Source organism: Lacisediminihabitans sp., from assembly GCF_043726815.1.
Taxonomy (GTDB): domain Bacteria; phylum Actinomycetota; class Actinomycetes; order Actinomycetales; family Microbacteriaceae; genus Lacisediminihabitans.
Map to the genome: position 1 here is coordinate 1 of NZ_JAYSJZ010000075.1, position 18,461 is coordinate 18,461.

An 18,461-nucleotide genomic window follows, 5' to 3' on the forward strand; every position below is an offset into this window, starting at 1 on the left:
GTCATAGACGATCTTCTCGGCGAGGCCCTTCTTGCCATCAAGAAGAATCTTGTTGACGAGCTGGCTGACGATGGGTGCTCCATAGACCGGGTCCGCAACTACGGGACGCTTCGGTGCTGGTCCTTTACGAGGCATTTACTTCTTGTCCTTTTTCGCTCCGTAGAGGCTACGAGCCTGCTTACGATTCTTCACGGCCTGGGTGTCGAGCGCGCCGCGCACGATCTTGTAGCGAACGCCGGGCAGGTCCTTCACACGACCGCCGCGAACGAGCACCATCGAGTGCTCCTGCAGGTTGTGGCCCTCACCGGGGATGTACGCGGTGACCTCGGTACCGTTTGACAGCTTGACACGAGCGACCTTGCGAAGAGCCGAGTTCGGCTTCTTGGGGGTGGTCGTGTAGACGCGGGTGCAAACGCCGCGCTGCTGGGGGTTGCCCTTGAGGGCGGGCGCCTTGGTCTTGACGACCTTGGGGCTGCGACCCTTGCGGACCAACTGCTGAATGGTGGGCACTACGTACTCCTTGTATTTACTGCACGGTGACAGTTAGTTCTTTAGCATTCGATCCGAGTTGACGTGCGTCTCGGATCGTTGTGCACCACACGCGAACCTCACGGTTGAGAGATCCTGAGTGGTATGCCGTGGGGGCTGTTCCCTCGGGAACAAACCCAGCTGTGTGCCGGAGGCGAAACGCCCGAGGTGACACGCCAGAATTTCGGCGGGCACGGCTCAAGCGCACGACAGAGCGCACACCTCGTAAATACTAGCCCGGCAGGCCGTCCCGGTCAAATGATCGCCGCTCTCAGCCACGGGCTCCGAACGTGGCGGCGAGGTCGTCGACGGAGGCCGTGAGATCGCCCTTGTAGACGCGGGATGTCGGCAGATCCAGTTGGGCGAGCACGGGCCCGAGGGCGGCAGCGTCTAGCGAGCCGCTGGCGGGGTGAGTGACGAAAGGCGCGGATCAAGCCTGGGCTCGATCCGCGCCTTTCGACGAGGTGGGGCGAGGTCAGCCGCCGATGCCCTTGGCGAGCTCGGAGTCCACGTTCTCCAGCGCCGAAGCCGCCTTCGTGAGGAACTGCGACATTCCGTCGAGGCCGCTCACGGCATCCGTCGTGCCCTTGGTGAACTGCTCGTAGGAGGAGTGGAAGGCGCCGGAGGCCGCGTCCGTGACGAACCCGCCCTGAACGAGACCGTTGACGAGCGTCTGCAGCTCGTGCAGCTTCGACGTGATGTCGTCCTTGCCCGTGATGAGACGGTTCGCCGAGTCGGTCATCTCGCTGTAGGTGACGTTCATGTTTGCCATGAGGTACAACTCCTTTGGGTTAGTACGGGCCGACCCCCTGGCCAACCAACTATCCGCAAATCTACCGTCGCTGATGGAAGCTCGTAAATGGGCAGGGGTACCCATGCCCTCGGCACGGGTGAATTTCGGTCTCGGCGGGCGGACCGCGACCCATCACACCACCGATTCCGCTTCGCCCTCGTGCATGCCGGATCAGGGCGCCGCTCTCCTGGTTCAGTGGTCAGCAAGGCAGCCGTCACGAGAATCCTTCCGCGGATGCGATTGCCTCGCCCGCCCGCCAGAACTGCAGGCAGGTGGCGACGGCGATTGCCACGAGCGCAAGCCCGATGGCCAGGGTCACGCCGAAGAAGGGTGGGGTGACCACGGCGAGCGCCAGGACACTGGCGCCGACCAGGGTTCCGCCCACCGTTGCCAGCCAACCGTCGATCCGCCACCGATAGGCGTACCAGCGCCAGAAGCGCTGGTGCGGATCCGCCGTCTCGAGTCGGGCGTCCCGCGCAGCGGCCATGGCCAGAAAGCGCCGCTTCTTGATGAGGGAGACCCCGAGCAAGGCGGCGAGACCGGCGGCGAGACCGCCGTAGATCCCGGACAGTAGGTAGATGCACTGACGAGCGTCCTCCTCGACCGATGCCGGCCACCCACCGGAAGCACCACTCGCGAGCGGAACCACGAGCAGGCCGATCCACAGTGCCACGGCGATCGCGATCCAGGCGAGATGAGCGCGGGTGCCCAGCACTCGGTAGCTGGCCACGACACTGCCGCCGAGGCGCGTGCCGGTGGAGAGCGCCATCCGGCCGCGGGTGAGGAAGTAGCCGGGAAAGAGCAGGCAGCTCGCAATCAGCAGCAGCCCGGCCGGCGCGGCCAGCACGACACCGCCCTCGCTCACGGTGTCTTCGGTGAGCAAGAGTCCGCCGCGCACCGTGGTGTCGTTCGACAGCGACCCGTGGTCGATGGGCAGGCTGAAGTACCAGAACAGCACCAGCACGCTCGCCAGGGCGGCGGCTGCGACGACCGCGCCGACCGCCAGCAGCACCCGGCCGGCGCGCTCTGCCCTAGCCGACATCCGGCCGCTCCACGCGGGCTTGTTCATTTTGCGGGCTAGTGTGCATCGTCGCTTCCGCTTCCCTGTTCCGGAGGTCTCGTGGCACACGATCGCATGCACCGATGTCGCTGCAGCGCCCTACGACACCGACTCGAGGCTGTAGAGCGACTTGCCACTTCGCCAGGCGTTGAGGATGCCGACAAGCGCGAGTGCGGCCGCGATGGCCGCGATCCAGAGAACCCAGGCGAGCCACGTGTCGTCCACGCGGAACACGCACCCGGTGACGCTGTCACCGCAGTATCGCGCCGCCGAGCGGTACACCGCCGGCAGAGTGCCGAGCGCGCCGGCGGAGACGAACGCGAACCAGAGCTCGAGGCGGAACTGGTAGGAGAGCATCCGCCAACCGATCTGGGACACCGATCCGTGCACGATCCCGGCGCCGAACCGCGCGGCGAGCCGGTCGTAGGTGGCGACCTTGAGAAGCGAACCCAGGATCGCTCCGCAGAACCCCGCCGCGACGAAGCCGTAGAAGACCGACAGCATCCAGAACTCGTCCCTGGCGCCATCGAACCAGCCGTGCCAGACGGCGAGCCAGACCGGGAGGACGAGCAGGATGCCCCACACGACCACGGTCGCGGCGAGCCAGAGCAGGCGCGCGCCGACTCCGAGCGGGCGAAGGAGCACGACGTTCGAGCCGCCCTGGAAGAACCCGCGGTCGCGTGAGGTCCACGCGCCTCGGCGCTGGTATTCCGCCAGAAACAGGGGGGCTGCGGCGACCATGAGCACGAGGAACGGTGCCGCGGTGAGGTTGTCTCCCCAGCTCGCATTGCCCACGAGGTCACGCAGGTGGCCGCCGGTGGCCGTCACGACGAGAAAGACGATCAGCACCGCGAGCGCCACGGCGACGAGGGCCAGGCCGATGACGTAGAGCGCCACGGTGGGCACGGAGGTTGCGGTCGCCGCCAAGGGGCGGTCCTCCCTGCCCGAGCGGGCCGCCATCGCTGCCCTCCTGGTCGGCGAGACGCCCTTCCTGGAGCGACTCACGCCGACGCCGAGGAGTCGGGCACGTCGAACCAGCGAATCGAGTCGACGATCGCATCGAACAGGTCGGTGTAGAGCTCGGTGTTGCCTCCGGTCGGGGCGTCGACGGTGATGTGGAGGAGGCGATCACCCTCGCGGGTCGGAAGCCAGTACTGGAGCTTGACGTCGGCCGTGGACTCCGACCCCGCCCTCAAGACGGAGGCGGCGGCGGTTCTGGCCGCCGTGCCGGATCCGAGCTCAAGGATCTCCGCCGACGGGAAGAGCGCGCGCAGACGCTCGGCGCGATCGGGCTGTTCCGGGGACTCCGGCACCGGCCACGGAGCGTAGTCCAGGATCATCGCGGCGGGAAAGGGCACGCCCGGCAGAATCTCGAGGGCGATTCCGACGCGAAAGGCACCGGCCAGCCTGGCGGCGGCAACCATTCCCCGCAGCTGCTCTTTGGCATCCCGACGCAGTCGCGCGAGCCGGTCGTCCCGGCCCACCTGTCGTCGAACGAGCGCGGCGATCTCGCGTTCCGCCGCCTCGTCGTTGCCGAGGGGGAGGGATGCCCAGGTGCCCGGCAGCACGATCGACAGATCCGCCTCGCGGAACTTCACCTCGCGCGTCACGCGCTCGTGCCGATCTCGACCTCGAGGGATTCCACGATGGCCTGCGTCTCGACGCGCATGTCGCCGAACGCGGCGAGATCCGATGTGGTGAAGATGAGTTGCACGATGTCGCCGGAACCCTCCGGGAACACCCCGAAGACCGTGCGTGCCTCGACCCAACCGAACTCCACGCCGGGTTCGGTGTACTCGATCACCTGATGGATGCCCACGAGCTCGCCCGCGGCGATCGTCGACCTCCAGGCCTCGAAGCCGATCGTGCGCGCCCCCGGGGCTTCTTCGGCGACCAGCTCACGCGCCGTCGCCTCGAACCAGTCCGGATCCTGTCCGGCCTCGATCTCCACGATCTGGAAGGTGAGGAGGCAGCCCAGGCTCATGAAGCGCTCCGGCCGCACGTAGACGGCCGCCGTGAGGTAGCCGTTGAGGCCGGCGAGCAGCCGGATGCGCAGGTCCTCGAGTTCCCCGACGAGCGAATCCTCGTGGTCGACACTGTCGAAGTCCGCGGCCACGGCCGCCACCACCGACGCGGCCCACTCGTCCGAGTCGATGTCTTCGTCCAGCCGCACGGGATAAAAACGCTCGGGAATCTGAATCCTCAGATCGACGATCTCCAGCTCAGTTTCTCCCCGTGTCACTCGCCTAGCCTAACCAATCGTCACTTTCGGCAGCCGCCCATTGGCGAGGTCCTTGAGCACCGTCTCCGGTTTGAGCGAAATCGGCTTGTCGGTGTGGTCGAACGGATTGTTGGTCAGGCCCTCGATCTTGCCCGCCACCGCACGGTAGTTCCACACCCCGAGCGCGACCTTGGCGCCCATCGGAATCTCGCTCGTGATCTGGGAGGCGAACGCGGGGTTGTCGAATCCGCTGATGCCGAACGGGTTCTGCCGGAACTTGGTGAAGGCCGCCCCCAGGTTCTTCTCCGAGACGCTGAAGGGATTCTTGCCGAAGACCTCCTTCATCGCGTTCGGGAGCTTCTTCGGGGAGTTGAGCATCTTCTGCACGTCGGCGAGCTCCTTGCCCTTCTGGCCCCGCGTGATTCCCGTGAGCGCCGTGAACTGCTTCCTCGGCAGCTTCATCGCGGCGGTGAGTCCCTTCGCCTTGACCAGCTTGCCGAGGTACTTGCCGATGTTGCCGCCGAAGACGGTGAGCACGAGACCGACGCAGGCGAAGCCGAAGTCGGCCCAGCTGCCGCCGTTCATCGCCTTCATGAAGCTCTCCGCCACGTTGATGGCCGCACCGATGATGGCGAGGATGAGCAGCGCCTGACCGAGGAACGGCACCCAGGCCAGGAAGATGGCCAGCACACCGGCCCACTCGCACACGGTCTTGATGAAGTCGCCCCAGTCATCCCAGAAGCTGTCCTCGAGACCGTTCTTGTACTTGCCGTCGACCACCTCGACGATGGCCTTCACCGCGACCCCGGCCGCGGTGTTCTTCTGCTCGAGGGCGGCTCGCCACTCGTTGTGCGCGGCGGTGAGCTCGCCACTGGCCGCGATCGCGTCGTCGTGGGCCTGGGTGGCCGCCGTGTGGTCCGCCGTCGTGTCCGGCCCCGTCGCCGACTCGGCCTTGGTGGATGCGGTGTCTGCCGCTCTCGACGCCGCCTCGGCCGCGTCGGCCTTTGCCCCGATGTGCCGAATCGCGATGTTGGCCGCGTCCTGGGCGCTGCGGAGGTCCGCGGAGTATGCGATGAGCGCCTGGGCGGTCTGGGAGTATCGGCGCTGCGCCTTCTTGATGTCCTCCGACACCTCGCCCGACTTGTCCCGAATGGCGTTGATCGCCTTGCTCGTCATGTCGCTCTCGGAGTGGATCGCGTCAAGCGTCGCCACCGAGCGCAGGATGGCGTAGCCGATCTGCTCGTAGTGCTCCGCCTTGGAGCGGAGGAGGCTCGGTTCGCCTTCGAGGGGGTTGCACTCGCTGTCGCTCATCTGGTGTCCTGGATCCGTGTTCGAGGGTGGCGCCGGCGGCTAGCGGGGAACGGCTTCTGGATGGTTCGTCGCGGTGCTCGCCGCCGCGCTCTCCAGCACCTTCGCGAGCCCCGTGTCAACCTGGGTGAATCCCTCGGAGATGGCCCCGACCTGTTGCTGAAGCGCGGTGACTGCCTCGGTCATCTTCTTGCGCTTGTCGTTCCACTTGTGGGCGAAGTCGCGAACGTGGTCGGAGAGGTCGTCGTGTCCGGTCGCCTCGGCGACCGAGTCGCTGAAGTCATCCGCGCCGGAGAATTCGTCGACGATCGACTGAAGGTCCAGCTTGAGCTGCTCAAGCAGCTTCAGGTCGAGATTGATGTCCATCCGACTCCCCCCAAGGATCTCTCACGCTTTGGAACTACCTGTAACCTACCGAGCAACCCGACCGGCGGCGATGGGCAGCGCTGCCCATGCCGGTCAGCCCTCCACCAGCGGCAGCTGTACGCGGGCCGACTTGCCCTTCGCGATGTACATTCCGCGCCCGGGCGGAAACTCCGACCGGTTGAGCCTGGGCAGGGCGGTCTTCAGCAGGATGTCGCCCTCCACGGTCTCGGGCTGCAGCAGGAAGCCGCGGCGCGCGTTCTTGAACTCACCCATCAGCGGCCAGGACGACCCCCAGGCCGACATCTCCGCCTCGGCGATCACGAGGTGGTCGCTGCGCTTGGCGGCCCGCGCGAGCTCCACGATCGCCGAATCGGCCGGGGTCTGCAGGAAATCGCCGATCGACTCAACCACCACCACGATGCGTCCCTCGGTGTCCGGGTCAGCGATGGCCGCAGTGAGGTCCTTGGCGAGGGCCGCGACGGCCTCCACCGTCGTGGCCGAGGCCACCCAGTCGATCGCCTGGGAGAGCGGCGAGCGGGCGTTGCCGAGGTAGTAGAGCCGGGCATCCGCATCGAATCGGCGCATCGACAGCGCGAGCGAGTGCAGCGCCGTGCTCCGACCGCTCGCGGGCGGCCCGGCCAGCAGCAGGGTGCCGGCCGGATCGAAGCCGAGTGGCCCGAGGTCGACGTCGCCGATGCCGAGCACCGGCTGGGCGCCGACGACGGCCGGCAGGCTCGTGATGGCGTACTCCTTCGGCAGCGCGCCGATCGGCGGCACCGTCGGCACGCCGGCCCTGGTCATCGCGTCGGCGAGGGCACGCGTCGCCGCGGCCTGCTCCGACGCCGACGCGGACCCGCCGAGGATGGCGATCTGCGTCTCGAAGCCGTCCACGATCGCCCGACCGGGGGGCGACTTGGCACTGAGGATGTCGCTCGGCACGTCGAGCATGCCGTAGCCGTCATCGGCGAGACGCAGCACGACCTTGCGCTGGATGCTCGACGAGATCGACGCGGGCACGGCACCGGCGCGGTCGCCGGTGAGGGCCACGTGGATGCCGAGCTGCCGGCCGTCGCTCAGGATGTCCTTGAACACGTCGTACCAGACCGAGCGGCCGGCCGGGATCTCGAAGTCGTTGCGGAAGTTGGGAAAGCCGTCGATGAGCAGCAGGATGCGCGGCTCCTGCGGTCGCCCCGCGAGCTGCCGGTACTCCACGATGTTGGAGGCGTTGGCCTCCGCAAACCGCGGACCCCGGCTCTCCAGCTCGTCTTTCAGCAGGCGGAACAGGCGGATTATGCGTTCGGAGTCGTCGCCCGCGATGATCGAGCCGACGTGCGGGAGCGCCTCGAGCATGCGCAGGCTGCCGGAGCCGAAGTCCAGTCCGTACACCCGCACCGGGCCGCCCCGCGGGGTGATGGCCGCGGCCGCGGTGAGGCTGCGGAGAACAGCGCTCTTGCCGGAGCCGCCGGTGCCGAAGATGGAGAGGTGGCCGTCGACATCCGGCCGGAAGTAGACGGGCAGCTGTTGCTGGCGCTCGGCGATGTCCGATACGCCGAGAAGCAACTCGGTGTCGGTGCGCTGCGGCAGCCGGCTGAGGTCGTAGACGCTCGCGAGCTCGTCGAGCCAGGGCCGACGCGGCGCCGGGATCGCGGCCCGGCCGGCCGCCTCGATGATCGACCCGACCAGCCTCTGCTGGTCGGTCGGACCGAGGTCGGTCGCCTCCTCGACCCGCGCCGAGGCCAGGTCCTCCCAGCGGTTCTCTCCCCCGAACCGCAGTTCGGCGACCTCGATGTCTGCGACCTCGGGCTCGAGGCTGGTCCAGCCCCCCGCGTAGCCGGACTGGAACTGGGCGAGGCGACCGGGCCCGGTCTTGGCGACGCCGCGGCCCGGGATCGCCGGGTCGAAGTGGGCGGCGTCCTTGATGCCCACGACATCCTGGCTGTCCGACTCGTCGGCCATGCGCAGGGCGATGCGCAGGTTGGTGTTGGCCCGGAGGTTGTCCTTGATCACGCCGGCCGGCCGCTGGGTGGCCATGATCAGGTGGATGCCGAGCGAGCGGCCGCGCTGGGCGATGTCGACCACCCCGTCCACGAACTCCGGCACCTCGCCCACCAGCGCCGCGAACTCGTCGATCACGAGCACGAGGGCGGGCGGGCTGTCCGGGTCGCCGCGCTTCTCCAGCTCGAGCAGGTCCTTGGCCTTCTTGCGGTTGAGCAGGTGCTCCCGGTGGTGCAGCTCGGCGCGCAGGCTCGTGAGGGCTCGGCGCACGAGGTGCGGGCTGAGGTCGGTGACGAGCCCGACGCAGTGCGGCAGGGTGACGCAGTCGGCGAAGGCCGAGCCGCCCTTGTAGTCCACGAAGAGGAAGGTGACGCGGTCCGGGCTGTATTCGGCGGCCATGCCGAGCACCCAGGCCTGCAGAAACTCGCTCTTGCCGGCGCCGGTCGTGCCGCCGACCAGGGCGTGCGGACCCTGGCCGCGCAGGTCGAGGTGGATCGGGTCGATCCCGGCCGAGCCGACGATCGCCCGCAGCTTGCCCGCCCGGCGCGGCTTGTGCGGCGCCCCCGGCGTGCGATCGTGCACGGAGGTGTTCTGCCGCCAGCGGTCGATCACGGCCTCGCTCGACTCGACGAGCTCGTGTCCGAGCAGCGCCACCATGGAGACGGATCGGGGCAGGTCGCTCGAGTCGGCCACGAGGGCTCCCGCGTCGATCACGGGCGCGAGGCGTCGGGCGAACTCGAGCGCGCGGGCGGAGTCCACCTGCTCGGTCTGCACCTCGGTGATCGTCTCGCCGAGCCGCACGAGGCCGACCGTGCCGGTGGCGGTGTCGTCGTGGAGCTCCAGGTAGGTGCGGCACACCGCGGGCAGGGTGGGAACGTCGGGCGAGACCCAGATCGGGTAGACGCCGGCATCCGCCGCCTGCTCCGCGAGCTGCACGAGACGCGCCCGGTCGAGGGCCACGTCGTCGCTGATCACGAGCAGGATCGCCGGCACCGGCGAGGCGGTGCCCGCCGTGGAGGAGGATGCCCCCACCTCCGCGCCGCGCTCGAGCGCCGCGCCCTCCTGCTGCATCGCTCCGCGCCGCAGGGCCTCCTTGCCGCCCAGCCTCGCGGCGACCAGTCCCTCGAGCGCGGACAGCAACTGCGCACCGCTCGCCGCGCTGTCGGCGAGATGGCTCGTCTCGATCGGGCTGTGCGGCGACGAGGTGTGCGGCATCCACTTGAGCCACTCGAGCTCCCGCGACCAGCGCGGGCTCACCAGGGCCGCCACCACGAGTTCGGACGGGGAGTGCAGGGCCGTCGCCTGCACGAGGATTGAGTTGAGCGAGCCGGTGCTCGCGGCGGGAGAACCGGCGAGTCCGAGGGCCCCGGAATCGAACAGATTGTCGATGATCGGCACTCCGGCGATCGCGCGGTTCTGCTCGACCACGACATCCAGCCTCTGCTGGAATTCGGGCAGGATCTCGCCCCGCCGCGACGTGGCGACGACGTTGCGCGACGCCATGGTCCCGATGCCGAGGCGCACGTTAAGGAACGACCAGTGCTCCGGACGTCGCGTCCAGAGCAGTGGCCCGCGGCGCACCGCGTGTTCGTAGGCGTCGCTCGTGGAGGGCGACTCGTTGATGCGCAGCTCGAGCTCGCGCACCCGCTCCTCGTCGAGCTGGGCGGTGAGCGAGGCGAGGTGCACGTCGAACTTGCCGATCGCCTTCTTCAGCCGACGCTTCTCCCGGGTTCTGCCGGTGAGAAAATTGCCGACCATCATGATCGGCGACATCGCCACGAAGAGGAGGGACACCGGCGAGCCCGAGATCGCGAACATCGCCCCGCCCATGAGGATCGGGGCGATCATGGCGAGCAGCGGGAACGGCTGCGCGTCCTTCTCGGCCGGCACCTCGGGGGCCGCGAACTCCTGGCCCGCGTAACGCTTCTCCACCTTGGGCGAGCGGTTGAAGAAGATCGGGCCGGCCTTCGGCGCCACCCCGGCGAGGGCGGCGGCGTCCGCGACGGTTATGCGAACCTCGGAGTCGCCGATCAGCAGGGTCTCCGCCTTCTCCACCCGGAGCCTCGTGACGATGCCGCCGTCCACGACCACGCCGTTCGCCGAACCGAGGTCCACGACCTCGACGAGCGAGGAGACCTCGAAGCGCACGTGACGTTTCGACACGAGGGGGTCGGCGAGCACGATGTCGCAGCCCGCCTCGCGGCCGAGCACACTCGAACCGGGCGTGAGGGAGAACTCCTTGCCGGCATCCGGACCGCTCAGCACGGTGAGGGTGGCCACCGTCGGCGCCTTGCCGGCCCCGGCGGACACGAAGTAGGTGCCGGCGTCGGCGATGCTCACCGTGGCGCCGCTGCCGATCCAGGCCTCGCCGAGCGGGGCATCCGGCGGCAGCAGGAGGGGCTCCGTCTGGCCGGGGAGCGTCGCACGCAGGGTGAGGATGCGCCGCGGGTCAACGGGCCCGGTCGACTTCGGGTCGAGCCGCGCGATCGTCGCCGCGACATCGGAGATGCTCGCCGCGGCATCGGCGGTGACCACGATGTCGTCCGCCGATCCTGACGGCCTGAGCAGTGTCAGCTTGAGACGCACGCGTTTCCTCCCCCGGAGCGACGTGAGAAAAGTTCTTCCCCACCGTCGCGCACCCAGTATAAGAGAGTGCTAGTCGCGCTCCTCGCGGTCACGGTCGTCGCGGTCCTCCCACGGCCAGCGCGGCGTTCGACTGGCGCCGCCGCTCTGACGGTACGACATGAGGACGAGGTAGAGCAGCGCGACGAGCGCCGCCAGCAGGCCGACCGCGACCGCGAACGGGCCGACCGCGTTCGAGGCGAGGAACAGGATGCCGCGCAGCGGCCGGCCGGACCCGAGCGCGTAGATGGTGGCGCCGGACACGAGAAAGGCGAGGTAGACCACCGCGCCGATCACCAGCGCCCGGGCGACACCGATCCCCCGGCGCCGGGGGTTCGTCGCGGCCGCGACCAGCTGCGCGAAGAGCGCCGCCGTCGCGACCACGAACATGATGGGCGCCACGAGCGGGCCGGCATCCGTCTCGGTGAGCACCTCGCGGTCGGCGAAGAGACTGATCAGGCCGCTCGCGGCGATCGCCAGCGCCGCGAACAGCACGCTCGCGAAGATCGCGACGATGCTCGCGTACCGGCGGTCTACTGCCATGCCGCTGGACTAGGCGTAGTCGCGTGTGCCGTTCGCTGCGTCGTACTCCGCGCGTCGCTCGGCCGCCTCGCGGTCGAACGCCGCCCGCGACTCGACGTTGCGCACCTTCACGCGGCGTCCGCGGGCGCTGATGCCCGCCCCCGCCCAGAGGGTGACCTCGCGGGCGAGCAGCGCCGCGGCGATCACGAGCGGGTTCGTGAGGGCCTGGCCGAAGAGGCGGGTGGCGCCGGACGGCGTCTCCAGCACGATGCCGCCCACCAGTAGGCCGGTGCCGACGGTGCCGAAGTAGACGAGGAGCCCCACGAAGAGGCTGCCCAGGATGTAGGCCCACCAGTTGGCGCGGTTGGCGAGCAGGGCCAGGATGATGAACCCGAGCAGGAAGAACAGCGCCGGCACGTAGAACTCGATCGCGCCGAGGAAGTTGAACGACGACACCCCGGTGCGCGCGGTCTCGATGAGCGCGACGACGAGCGCGTACAGCGCAGCGAAGATCACGGTGGACAGCAGCCCGATGAGCACGCCGAAGCCGCGGTTGCCCTTCTTGCGCGGCTCGACCGGAGCGGTCACGTAGATGGTCTGGGCCGGCGGCGTCGCGACGACCGTGGTCGGCTCGGGCGCGACCTCGGTGACGGGCTCCGCGGCGACGGGCTCGGCGACAACCGCCGCTGGCACCTCGCTCACGTGGCTCGTGGCGCGCACGGGCTCCACGAGTGGCTCGGGCTGCGGGTCGATCGTGTCTTCCTGCACGACATCCTCCTCCGGAACGACGATTTCTTCGTCCGGTGCAGCGACGTGCCGGTTTTCAACGCCCTCGGGCGCCGGTGTCTCGTTGCTCATGGTGTCGCTCCTTACGGGCCCCTAGGCCATCCCTAACGGTCACGTCAGCCTAGCAATGCCCGTGCTATTTGGTGCCCGCCGTGCTGGTTCCCTGCGCGAGAAGGACGTAGACGAGCCCCTTCACGGTCGCCTCCACCGCCCCAGCCTGATCGGTTTTGGTCGACGGAGGCGCGGTCGTCAGGTTCGTCACGAGGAAGAGCCGCTGGCCGTTCTGCAGGCCTTTGACGAAGTTGAGTACGTTCGAGTACGGCCCGCTGATCGCCACATCGATCGGAATCGCGATGAAATTCGCCGCGGTGATCTTCGGGTTCGTCACGAGCGCCGGCGCCGCGGGAGCCACCGGAGCGACGACCACGGGGGCGGCGCTCGCCGAGGGAGACGGCGTTGGACTCGGCGTCGCTCCGGGAGCCGGAGCCACGGCTGCGGCCACGGGCGGCGTGTACGCCTTCGCATCGGACACCGCGATCGTCTTCACCGCCACCCCATACTGGCTCGACAGCGAGTCGATTTCGGTCACAAACGTCGATAGCTGCGCGCTCGACGGAACCGACTTTCGCAGGGACGTGACCTTATCCGTCAGTTCGCCCATTCCCTTGAAGTCGCTCTTCAGCGCGACGAGCTGGCGCTCGCTCGCGGCGTTCTGCGACTTGACTGTCGTAAGGTTTTCGCTCGCGGCGCTCGCGGCGTTCAGCTGGGGCTGGATGCCGAGAAACCAGCCTGCCACCACGACGACGAGCATCACGGCGACCGTTCCGATGATCCAGAGCCTGTTCCTGTCCACGTCACTTCCCCTTCGCTGCAAAGCGCTTTGTGAAGGCGGCCTCGCTGATGTGCATCGTGATGTTGACGGTGTAGGCCCCCGCGTCGCCCTCGCGAGTGACGTTGCCGGGGGAGGCATCCGTGTACCCGGGAAGGGTGGTGAGCGAGTCCAGCCAGGCGGGGACCTCGGGAAGGGTCTCGCTCATGGCCACGAAACTCAGTGTCGCGACGCGAGAACCCTGCAGAGGAACCGCCGACTGGGTGAAGGACTGGAGCGGTGTGCCCGCCTCGATCGTCACCGACGTCAGCGTCACGTTCGCCGGCAGGGTCGCCTGCACCTGGTTGAGATACGCCTGCCAGTCGATCTCGGTCGATGTGCCGACTTCCTGGGCCGCCTGCACCATTCCCACCTCGTCCTGCACGGCCCGCACCTTGATGTACTTGCTCTGTTGCGCCAGGAGAGTCGCCGTCGTCTGTTGTTCCGAGGCGAGGCTCAACTGCATCTGGAATGCCTGGAAGGCGGCAAGCCCCGTGCCCAGGATCACCAGAACCACCAGCACCGCGGTGGCCGCCCAGAGGCGGTGACGCATCGCGAGGGCCTTGCGCTGCTGCCGGAGCTCCGGCGGCAACAGGTCTGCCCGGGCCTCCCCGCCGACTTCGAGAGCCTGGGACTTTGCCGTGCCGCTCATGCCATGCCTCCCAGTGCGAGTCCGAGCGCGACGGTCAGCGAGGCGCCACTCCGATGCAATTCGTCCTTGTTGACAGCGCGGCCCACCGCGATCGTGGCGAACGGGTCGGCCTCGACGACAGGAAGCTTCGTCATTTCGGCCAGCGCTTGCGGGAACCCCACGAGCTGCGCTCCCCCGCCGGTGAGCAGGATCGTACTGATCGGTTCCTGCGGTCGAAGATTCATGAAGTAGTTGATCGTGTTTCTGAGGCTTCCCAGCAGTTCGCCGGTCACCTCGTAGATGATCTCGACCGCGCTGCGCTCCTGAATCGTCGCCACCTGGGCAGCGAGGCCGAGTCGCCTCTTCAGGGCTTCGGCCTCGGCAGCGTCGATCTCGAGCCGGACGGTGAGCGCCTGCGTCAGGTCATTCCCACCCGCCGGAATGATCCGCACGAACTGGGGCACCCCGTCGACGGCGATCACCACGCTGGCCGCGTTCGCACCCACGTCGATCAACACGATTGTGCCCTTCAACTTGGGGCGGGAGATGAGAACCCGGCTCAGCGCGAAGGGAATGAGGTCCACGTCCAGCGGGTTGAGGCCGGCCTGTTGCACGGCCCTCACGTTTCCGAGCACGGCGTCCTTGATGGCGGCGATGAGCAGACCGTGCGCGACCGGGCCGTTCTCGGTCATCGACTCGGAGATGGGGTAGAAGTCGAGCAGCGCATCGGCGACGGGCACGGGCAACATGTCCTGTACCTGGAACGGAAGAGCCTCGCGAATGTGTGCGAGCGAGGCCTTGGGAACCGTGAGGTCACGGGCGAGCACGCGCTGGTTGCCCATGCCGAGCACCACGTTCTTGCTCTTGAACCCCCCGGTCGACCAGATTCGCTTGATGACGGCCCCGACGGTGTGCGGTTCGATCACCTCGCCGCGGCTCACGGCCCCCTCGGGCAGAGGAATCTCGAGAAAACGAACCAGAGTCGGCTTCGACTTAGACGCGCTCACCTCGACGGCACGCACCGACGTACTTCCGATGTCCACCCCAACCACGCTGCTTGACATTCTTGCCCCACTTCCCCCGCCCGCTGCTGCGGGCTACGCCAATCCGAATAATGCCAGATAACCGAGCGATATCGGCGCACCGACAAGCGCGCCGAGCCAAGCGCCGGCGAGCATCCACGGCCCGAACGGAATCCCGGTCTTACGATTCGCTCGACGGAAGATCACGAGGCCCAGTGCGAACAGCCCTCCGATGATGAATGCGCCGAACGCACCGACGACGAGCTGGCCCCAGCCGAGGTAGCCGAGAAAAAGCCCGAGCGCCCCGGCAAGCTTGACGTCGCCGAATCCCATTCCGCCTGGATACGCGAACGCCATGGCCGCGTAGGCCAGGAAGAGGGCGGCCGACCCGATACCGGCGCGAATGAGGGCACCGACGTCGGAGCCCAGAAGTGCCGCTGTACCCAGCAGGGCGATGCCGACCAGGTAACTCGGAAGCACAATGCGGTTGGGCAGGGTGTGGGTGTCGATGTCGATGAGGGCGAGCGCCACGCTCACCGCCGCGAGGTAGAGAAACGCGGCGAACGCGAGACCGGCAGCGATGGCGGCCGTGGTGCTCACGGATCCGGCGGCGACGACATTCGGCCAGAACCAGAGCGCAACGACGGTGAAGAACGCCGCGGTGCCCGCCTCGACAAGCGGGTAGCGCGCCGAAATGGGCGCCCGGCAGTCGCGGCACTTGCCGCGTAACACCATCCACGAGATCACGGGGATGTTGTCGTAGCCACGGATTGGGGCGGCGCAGTGCGGGCACGCGCTCGGCGGCGACACGATGGAGAGCCTGAGCGGAACTCGATACGCCACCACGTTGAGGAAGGAGCCGATGAGTGCGCCGAAGACGCCGACGAAGACCGCCACGCTAACCTGCAAGGGTCCGAATTGACGTGCGCGATCCCACGGTGGCGATCGGCGGGGTGGGTGTCTCCCCGGCGTTGGTCCCCTTGAAGAAGTCCACCCCGGGAATCCCGATCGGGACATAGTTGAGCGTGAAGGCATTGGCGGTCTTGGTGGAACTCGAATAGATCTGGCCGCGCCAGACATCGGCCGAGTTGGTGATTGCGCAGGGCGAATAGATCAGGGCGGCGACGTGGACGCCGATGTCGACGTTGTTGGTCATCTTGAAGTCGCCGCCGCCGGGGCAGTCCGGCACGTGGTTGTTGGTGACGCCACGGTCCGGAATGATGAACCAGAGCTTGTGATCGACGGCCGGGTCGGACGATTCGAAGTCGTTGCCACCGAGCTTGAACGAATTGCCGATAATGACAAGATCGCTCTTCATGCTCTGCACCGAGCTCAGGGCGGTGAAGTCGAGCGCGCAGGAAACGGCGTTCAGCACGTGTGGCGTCGGGGACGCGAGCAGCGTAGTGATGGCGGTCGTGAAGCCGGACCCGCTGCAGCTGCTGCCCGAGATGGTCGTTTCTGTGAATCCCGGCCAGTCGGTGATCGCGTACGGGTAATCCACCCATCCCGGCACATAGGGCACCGTCGGAGCGACCATGCCGGTCTTGTTCTGGGTTATGGTGCCCGTGACGGCACCGCCGTTCGAGACGGTACCGGCGACGACCACGGACCCGCCTACGGTCGCGCCGTTGGAAATCACCGAGCCGCCCCCGGTGGGTCCCGCGACGATGCCCCCTCCGACCGCTCCCTGGATCTTGACGGGCCCCGCGGCGAAGACGCTGCCGTCGACGATTGCCGAGTTGCTGAGGGCGACCGACGGGTACGTTCCTGTCGACGCACTCACGTTGCCGTTCACCCGCGAGTTTTGCAGGCTGATCGTGCCCGAGGCGTACAGGTCGCCGTTGATGGTGCATCCGCTAGCCAGGGAGGCCCCACCAGACCCGAGGATGACGTTCCCCTTGATGACGGAGCCGGAGGTGCAGCCGACGCTTCCCGACAGGTATTGGATGGTCGGCAGGACGTTTCCCGCCTGAGTGAGCGTGAGATTGTTCACGGTGGAGTCGGTCTGCGAGTACGAGTAGATCGATGCCCCGGTTGCGGTCAGCCAGGGCGGTGCGGTGAGCGTGTACTGGTAGATCGCCTCGACCTTGCGGGTGTTTCCGGAGGAGTTGCCCGCGACTCCCGGTGAACTCGCCGTTCCCGTGGAAACGAGCTTCAGCCGCTGCACCGCGGTGGTTGTCGGGCACCCGCTCACCCAGGAGGTGTCGATGTCACCCGGAGATGTCAAGAGCGTCGAGTAAGAGACAGCCACGCTGAAGACCGGTTCAGTCGTGCTTGCGTACAGGGACTGGCAGACCGCTGCTGGGATCCCGAGGCTGGACGCCGCGAAGTCGACTCCGGCCTCCGCTGCCGCCTGCGCCTGCACTCCCGACCGCATGGAGGTGCTATAGCCCACCGCGTAGAGGGAGGTCGAGGTCACGGTCACGGCGATGATCGCGGCCACCGCCGTCAGCCCTATTGCCGCGAGCAGGGCGGCCCCGCGTTCCTCGTTCGCTACCTCGCGGAATCTATCGGCTAGAAGCATGGTGAACTCACCGTCGGTGTTTGAGGGGTGTAAGTGGTGGTCGTGATCTTGACGTAGGGATGGGAATCGGCCGCGACATTGAAGGTGAGGTCTACGCGCGAGCCGGCAGGGGCAGTGAAGACATTCCCGGTGACGGCGATGGGGCTTACCCCGACGCCCAGAAGTGTCCAGACTCCCTGCGGGCCGCCGCTCGGCAGGGTGATCACCGAGGCGGGCGTCGTTCGCTTCGTATACACGGCGCCGCCGTTTGCGGGGGTGTAATACCATGCCTGGCAGGACGACGCAGTGGAAGCGGGGTCGCTTCCGATGACACGAGCGATGAGAAGTTGCGTGCCAGTCGTCGTGTTGCTGATCACAGTGACGGCGGACGCATTGCGGACGCCCGACTGTACCGACCTGACGATCTGTTGCGCCACCGTTGCGGCGCTCGTCACGCTCTTCACCGTCTGCTGGGTCGACAGCCCGCTCACGAGCACTCCGCCGGCGATGAGGAGCACGACGAGGGTGAGCAGCATTGAAATGATGAGCTCGACAAGTGTGAACCCGGCCTCCCGGCCTCCACTGGCGGCCCGCTTCTGCGTCATGGTGCCGTCACCAGAATCAGGGTTGTCGCGGAAGCGGTGGCGGCGGGATAGCCCGGCTGGGTCACCGACACACGCACCTTCACGACGCCGGGGTAGATCAACGGGCACGTGATTGCGGTCCAGACCGGCTGCAGGGTGACCCCTCGGGGGTCAACCACCGGCGCCGGCGTAATCGCAATGAAGCCCGCGATATCTGAGCACTTCGTTGCGGTCGACGACTGTGTACTCACCGCACGAGCTGCCTCGATCTGCTGGCTGACAATCTGTGTCGCGGTGGCGATCGTCGTATTCCGGGCACTGAGCTTGATTGTGTTGACGAGTACCGGAGCGAAGGAAAGGAGAAGAAGGGCCAGGAGCAGCATGGCGACGACAATCTCGATGATTCCCACGCCCTGCTCCTCACCGCCGCCAACATCGCGGAGACTTCGGGTCTCTCTCATGGCTCCCCTTGCTCAAGCTCGAGTGGCGAAGATTTGCCTGTCGCCGTGGCCCGCGACTCGAGTAGCTGCGAGGCTGCCCGAGTCGCAGGACGGTGGTTATTACGGGATCAAGACCCCGGCGGCCGTGCAGCCGGCCGTCGCACTGGATACGACGCCCGAGAGGTCGCTTGCGGCAACCAGTGTTCCGGTCA

General features: G+C 67.5%; 18 protein-coding genes and 1 pseudogene. All 19 read right to left on the reverse strand.

Going from position 1 to position 18,461, the window contains the following annotated elements:
• A pseudogene (locus tag ACHZD8_RS11465) lies at positions 1-135 on the reverse strand (30S ribosomal protein S7); the annotation flags it as partial.
• Positions 136-510, reverse strand: a complete 375-nt coding sequence (gene rpsL, locus ACHZD8_RS11470; protein ID WP_147783483.1) for a 30S ribosomal protein S12 — start codon at positions 508-510, stop codon at positions 136-138. It abuts the pseudogene before it with no gap.
• 493 nt (positions 511-1,003) lie between these two features.
• Entirely contained in the window at positions 1,004-1,300 is a 297-nt protein-coding gene (locus ACHZD8_RS11475; protein ID WP_331901792.1) for a WXG100 family type VII secretion target, read from the reverse strand.
• A gap of 235 nt (positions 1,301-1,535) precedes the next feature.
• A complete protein-coding gene (locus ACHZD8_RS11480) occupies positions 1,536-2,390 on the reverse strand; it encodes a hypothetical protein (protein WP_394770563.1) in 855 nt (284 codons plus the stop codon).
• 90 nt (positions 2,391-2,480) lie between these two features.
• The gene (locus ACHZD8_RS11485) at positions 2,481-3,308 is read right to left on the reverse strand and encodes a hypothetical protein (protein ID WP_394770564.1); all 828 of its coding nucleotides are present in this window, start codon (positions 3,306-3,308) and stop codon (positions 2,481-2,483) included.
• 74 nt (positions 3,309-3,382) lie between these two features.
• A complete protein-coding gene (locus ACHZD8_RS11490; protein WP_394770565.1) occupies positions 3,383-3,991 on the reverse strand; it encodes a hypothetical protein in 609 nt (202 codons plus the stop codon).
• Positions 3,988-4,623, reverse strand: a complete 636-nt coding sequence (locus ACHZD8_RS11495; RefSeq protein ID WP_394770566.1) for a hypothetical protein — start codon at positions 4,621-4,623, stop codon at positions 3,988-3,990. Before ACHZD8_RS11495 ends, ACHZD8_RS11490 begins: the two co-directional genes overlap by 4 nt.
• Before the next feature lie 9 nt (positions 4,624-4,632).
• The gene (locus ACHZD8_RS11500) at positions 4,633-5,913 is read right to left on the reverse strand and encodes a hypothetical protein (RefSeq protein WP_394770567.1); all 1,281 of its coding nucleotides are present in this window, start codon (positions 5,911-5,913) and stop codon (positions 4,633-4,635) included.
• A 39-nt stretch (positions 5,914-5,952) separates the two neighbouring features.
• Positions 5,953-6,276 (reverse strand): hypothetical protein, encoded by a 324-nt coding sequence (locus ACHZD8_RS11505; RefSeq protein WP_394770568.1) that lies wholly within the window; start codon positions 6,274-6,276, stop codon positions 5,953-5,955.
• Between the two features lie 93 nt (positions 6,277-6,369).
• Positions 6,370-10,857: an FtsK/SpoIIIE domain-containing protein gene (locus ACHZD8_RS11510; protein ID WP_394770569.1), complete on the reverse strand. Its 4,488-nt coding sequence runs from the start codon at positions 10,855-10,857 to the stop codon at positions 6,370-6,372.
• A 69-nt stretch (positions 10,858-10,926) separates the two neighbouring features.
• Positions 10,927-11,436, reverse strand: coding sequence for a DUF6121 family protein (locus ACHZD8_RS11515; RefSeq protein ID WP_394770570.1), 510 nt, complete (start codon positions 11,434-11,436; stop codon positions 10,927-10,929).
• A gap of 9 nt (positions 11,437-11,445) precedes the next feature.
• Positions 11,446-12,273: a hypothetical protein gene (locus ACHZD8_RS11520; protein WP_394770571.1), complete on the reverse strand. Its 828-nt coding sequence runs from the start codon at positions 12,271-12,273 to the stop codon at positions 11,446-11,448.
• 64 nt (positions 12,274-12,337) lie between these two features.
• Entirely contained in the window at positions 12,338-13,054 is a 717-nt protein-coding gene (locus ACHZD8_RS11525; RefSeq protein WP_394770572.1) for a hypothetical protein, read from the reverse strand.
• Position 13,055: 1 nt separating this feature from the next.
• Positions 13,056-13,721 (reverse strand): PilN domain-containing protein, encoded by a 666-nt coding sequence (locus ACHZD8_RS11530; RefSeq protein WP_394770573.1) that lies wholly within the window; start codon positions 13,719-13,721, stop codon positions 13,056-13,058.
• Positions 13,718-14,764, reverse strand: coding sequence for a type IV pilus assembly protein PilM (gene pilM / locus ACHZD8_RS11535; protein ID WP_394770574.1), 1,047 nt, complete (start codon positions 14,762-14,764; stop codon positions 13,718-13,720). Before pilM ends, ACHZD8_RS11530 begins: the two co-directional genes overlap by 4 nt.
• 33 nt (positions 14,765-14,797) lie before the next feature.
• On the reverse strand, positions 14,798-15,619 hold the full coding sequence (locus ACHZD8_RS11540) for a prepilin peptidase (RefSeq protein WP_394770575.1): 822 nt from the start codon (positions 15,617-15,619) through the stop codon (positions 14,798-14,800).
• A gap of 1 nt (position 15,620) precedes the next feature.
• A complete protein-coding gene (locus tag ACHZD8_RS11545) occupies positions 15,621-17,246 on the reverse strand; it encodes a hypothetical protein (RefSeq protein ID WP_394770576.1) in 1,626 nt (541 codons plus the stop codon).
• Complete coding sequence (locus tag ACHZD8_RS11550; protein WP_394770577.1) at positions 17,237-17,830, reverse strand: type II secretion system protein J; 594 nt, start codon at positions 17,828-17,830, stop codon at positions 17,237-17,239. The genes ACHZD8_RS11545 and ACHZD8_RS11550 overlap by 10 nt, the downstream gene beginning before the upstream one ends.
• Complete coding sequence (locus tag ACHZD8_RS11555; RefSeq protein ID WP_394770578.1) at positions 17,827-18,219, reverse strand: hypothetical protein; 393 nt, start codon at positions 18,217-18,219, stop codon at positions 17,827-17,829. Before ACHZD8_RS11555 ends, ACHZD8_RS11550 begins: the two co-directional genes overlap by 4 nt.
• Positions 18,220-18,461 lie beyond the last annotated feature (242 nt).

Bases quoted from the DNA above. Each gene is read 5' to 3' on its own strand.
- ACHZD8_RS11475 (WP_331901792.1), bottom strand. From the start codon at position 1,300: ATGGCAAACATGAACGTCACCTACAGCGAGATGACCGACTCGGCGAAC.
- ACHZD8_RS11480 (WP_394770563.1), bottom strand. From the start codon at position 2,390: ATGAACAAGCCCGCGTGGAGCGGCCGGATGTCGGCTAGGGCAGAGCGC.
- ACHZD8_RS11500 (WP_394770567.1), bottom strand. From the start codon at position 5,913: ATGAGCGACAGCGAGTGCAACCCCCTCGAAGGCGAACCGAGCCTCCTC.
- ACHZD8_RS11505 (WP_394770568.1), bottom strand. From the start codon at position 6,276: ATGGACATCAATCTCGACCTGAAGCTGCTTGAGCAGCTCAAGCTGGAC.
- ACHZD8_RS11515 (WP_394770570.1), bottom strand. From the start codon at position 11,436: ATGGCAGTAGACCGCCGGTACGCGAGCATCGTCGCGATCTTCGCGAGC.
- ACHZD8_RS11520 (WP_394770571.1), bottom strand. From the start codon at position 12,273: ATGAGCAACGAGACACCGGCGCCCGAGGGCGTTGAAAACCGGCACGTC.
- ACHZD8_RS11530 (WP_394770573.1), bottom strand. From the start codon at position 13,721: ATGAGCGGCACGGCAAAGTCCCAGGCTCTCGAAGTCGGCGGGGAGGCC.
- pilM (WP_394770574.1), bottom strand. From the start codon at position 14,764: ATGTCAAGCAGCGTGGTTGGGGTGGACATCGGAAGTACGTCGGTGCGT.
- ACHZD8_RS11545 (WP_394770576.1), bottom strand. From the start codon at position 17,246: ATGCTTCTAGCCGATAGATTCCGCGAGGTAGCGAACGAGGAACGCGGG.
- ACHZD8_RS11550 (WP_394770577.1), bottom strand. From the start codon at position 17,830: ATGACGCAGAAGCGGGCCGCCAGTGGAGGCCGGGAGGCCGGGTTCACA.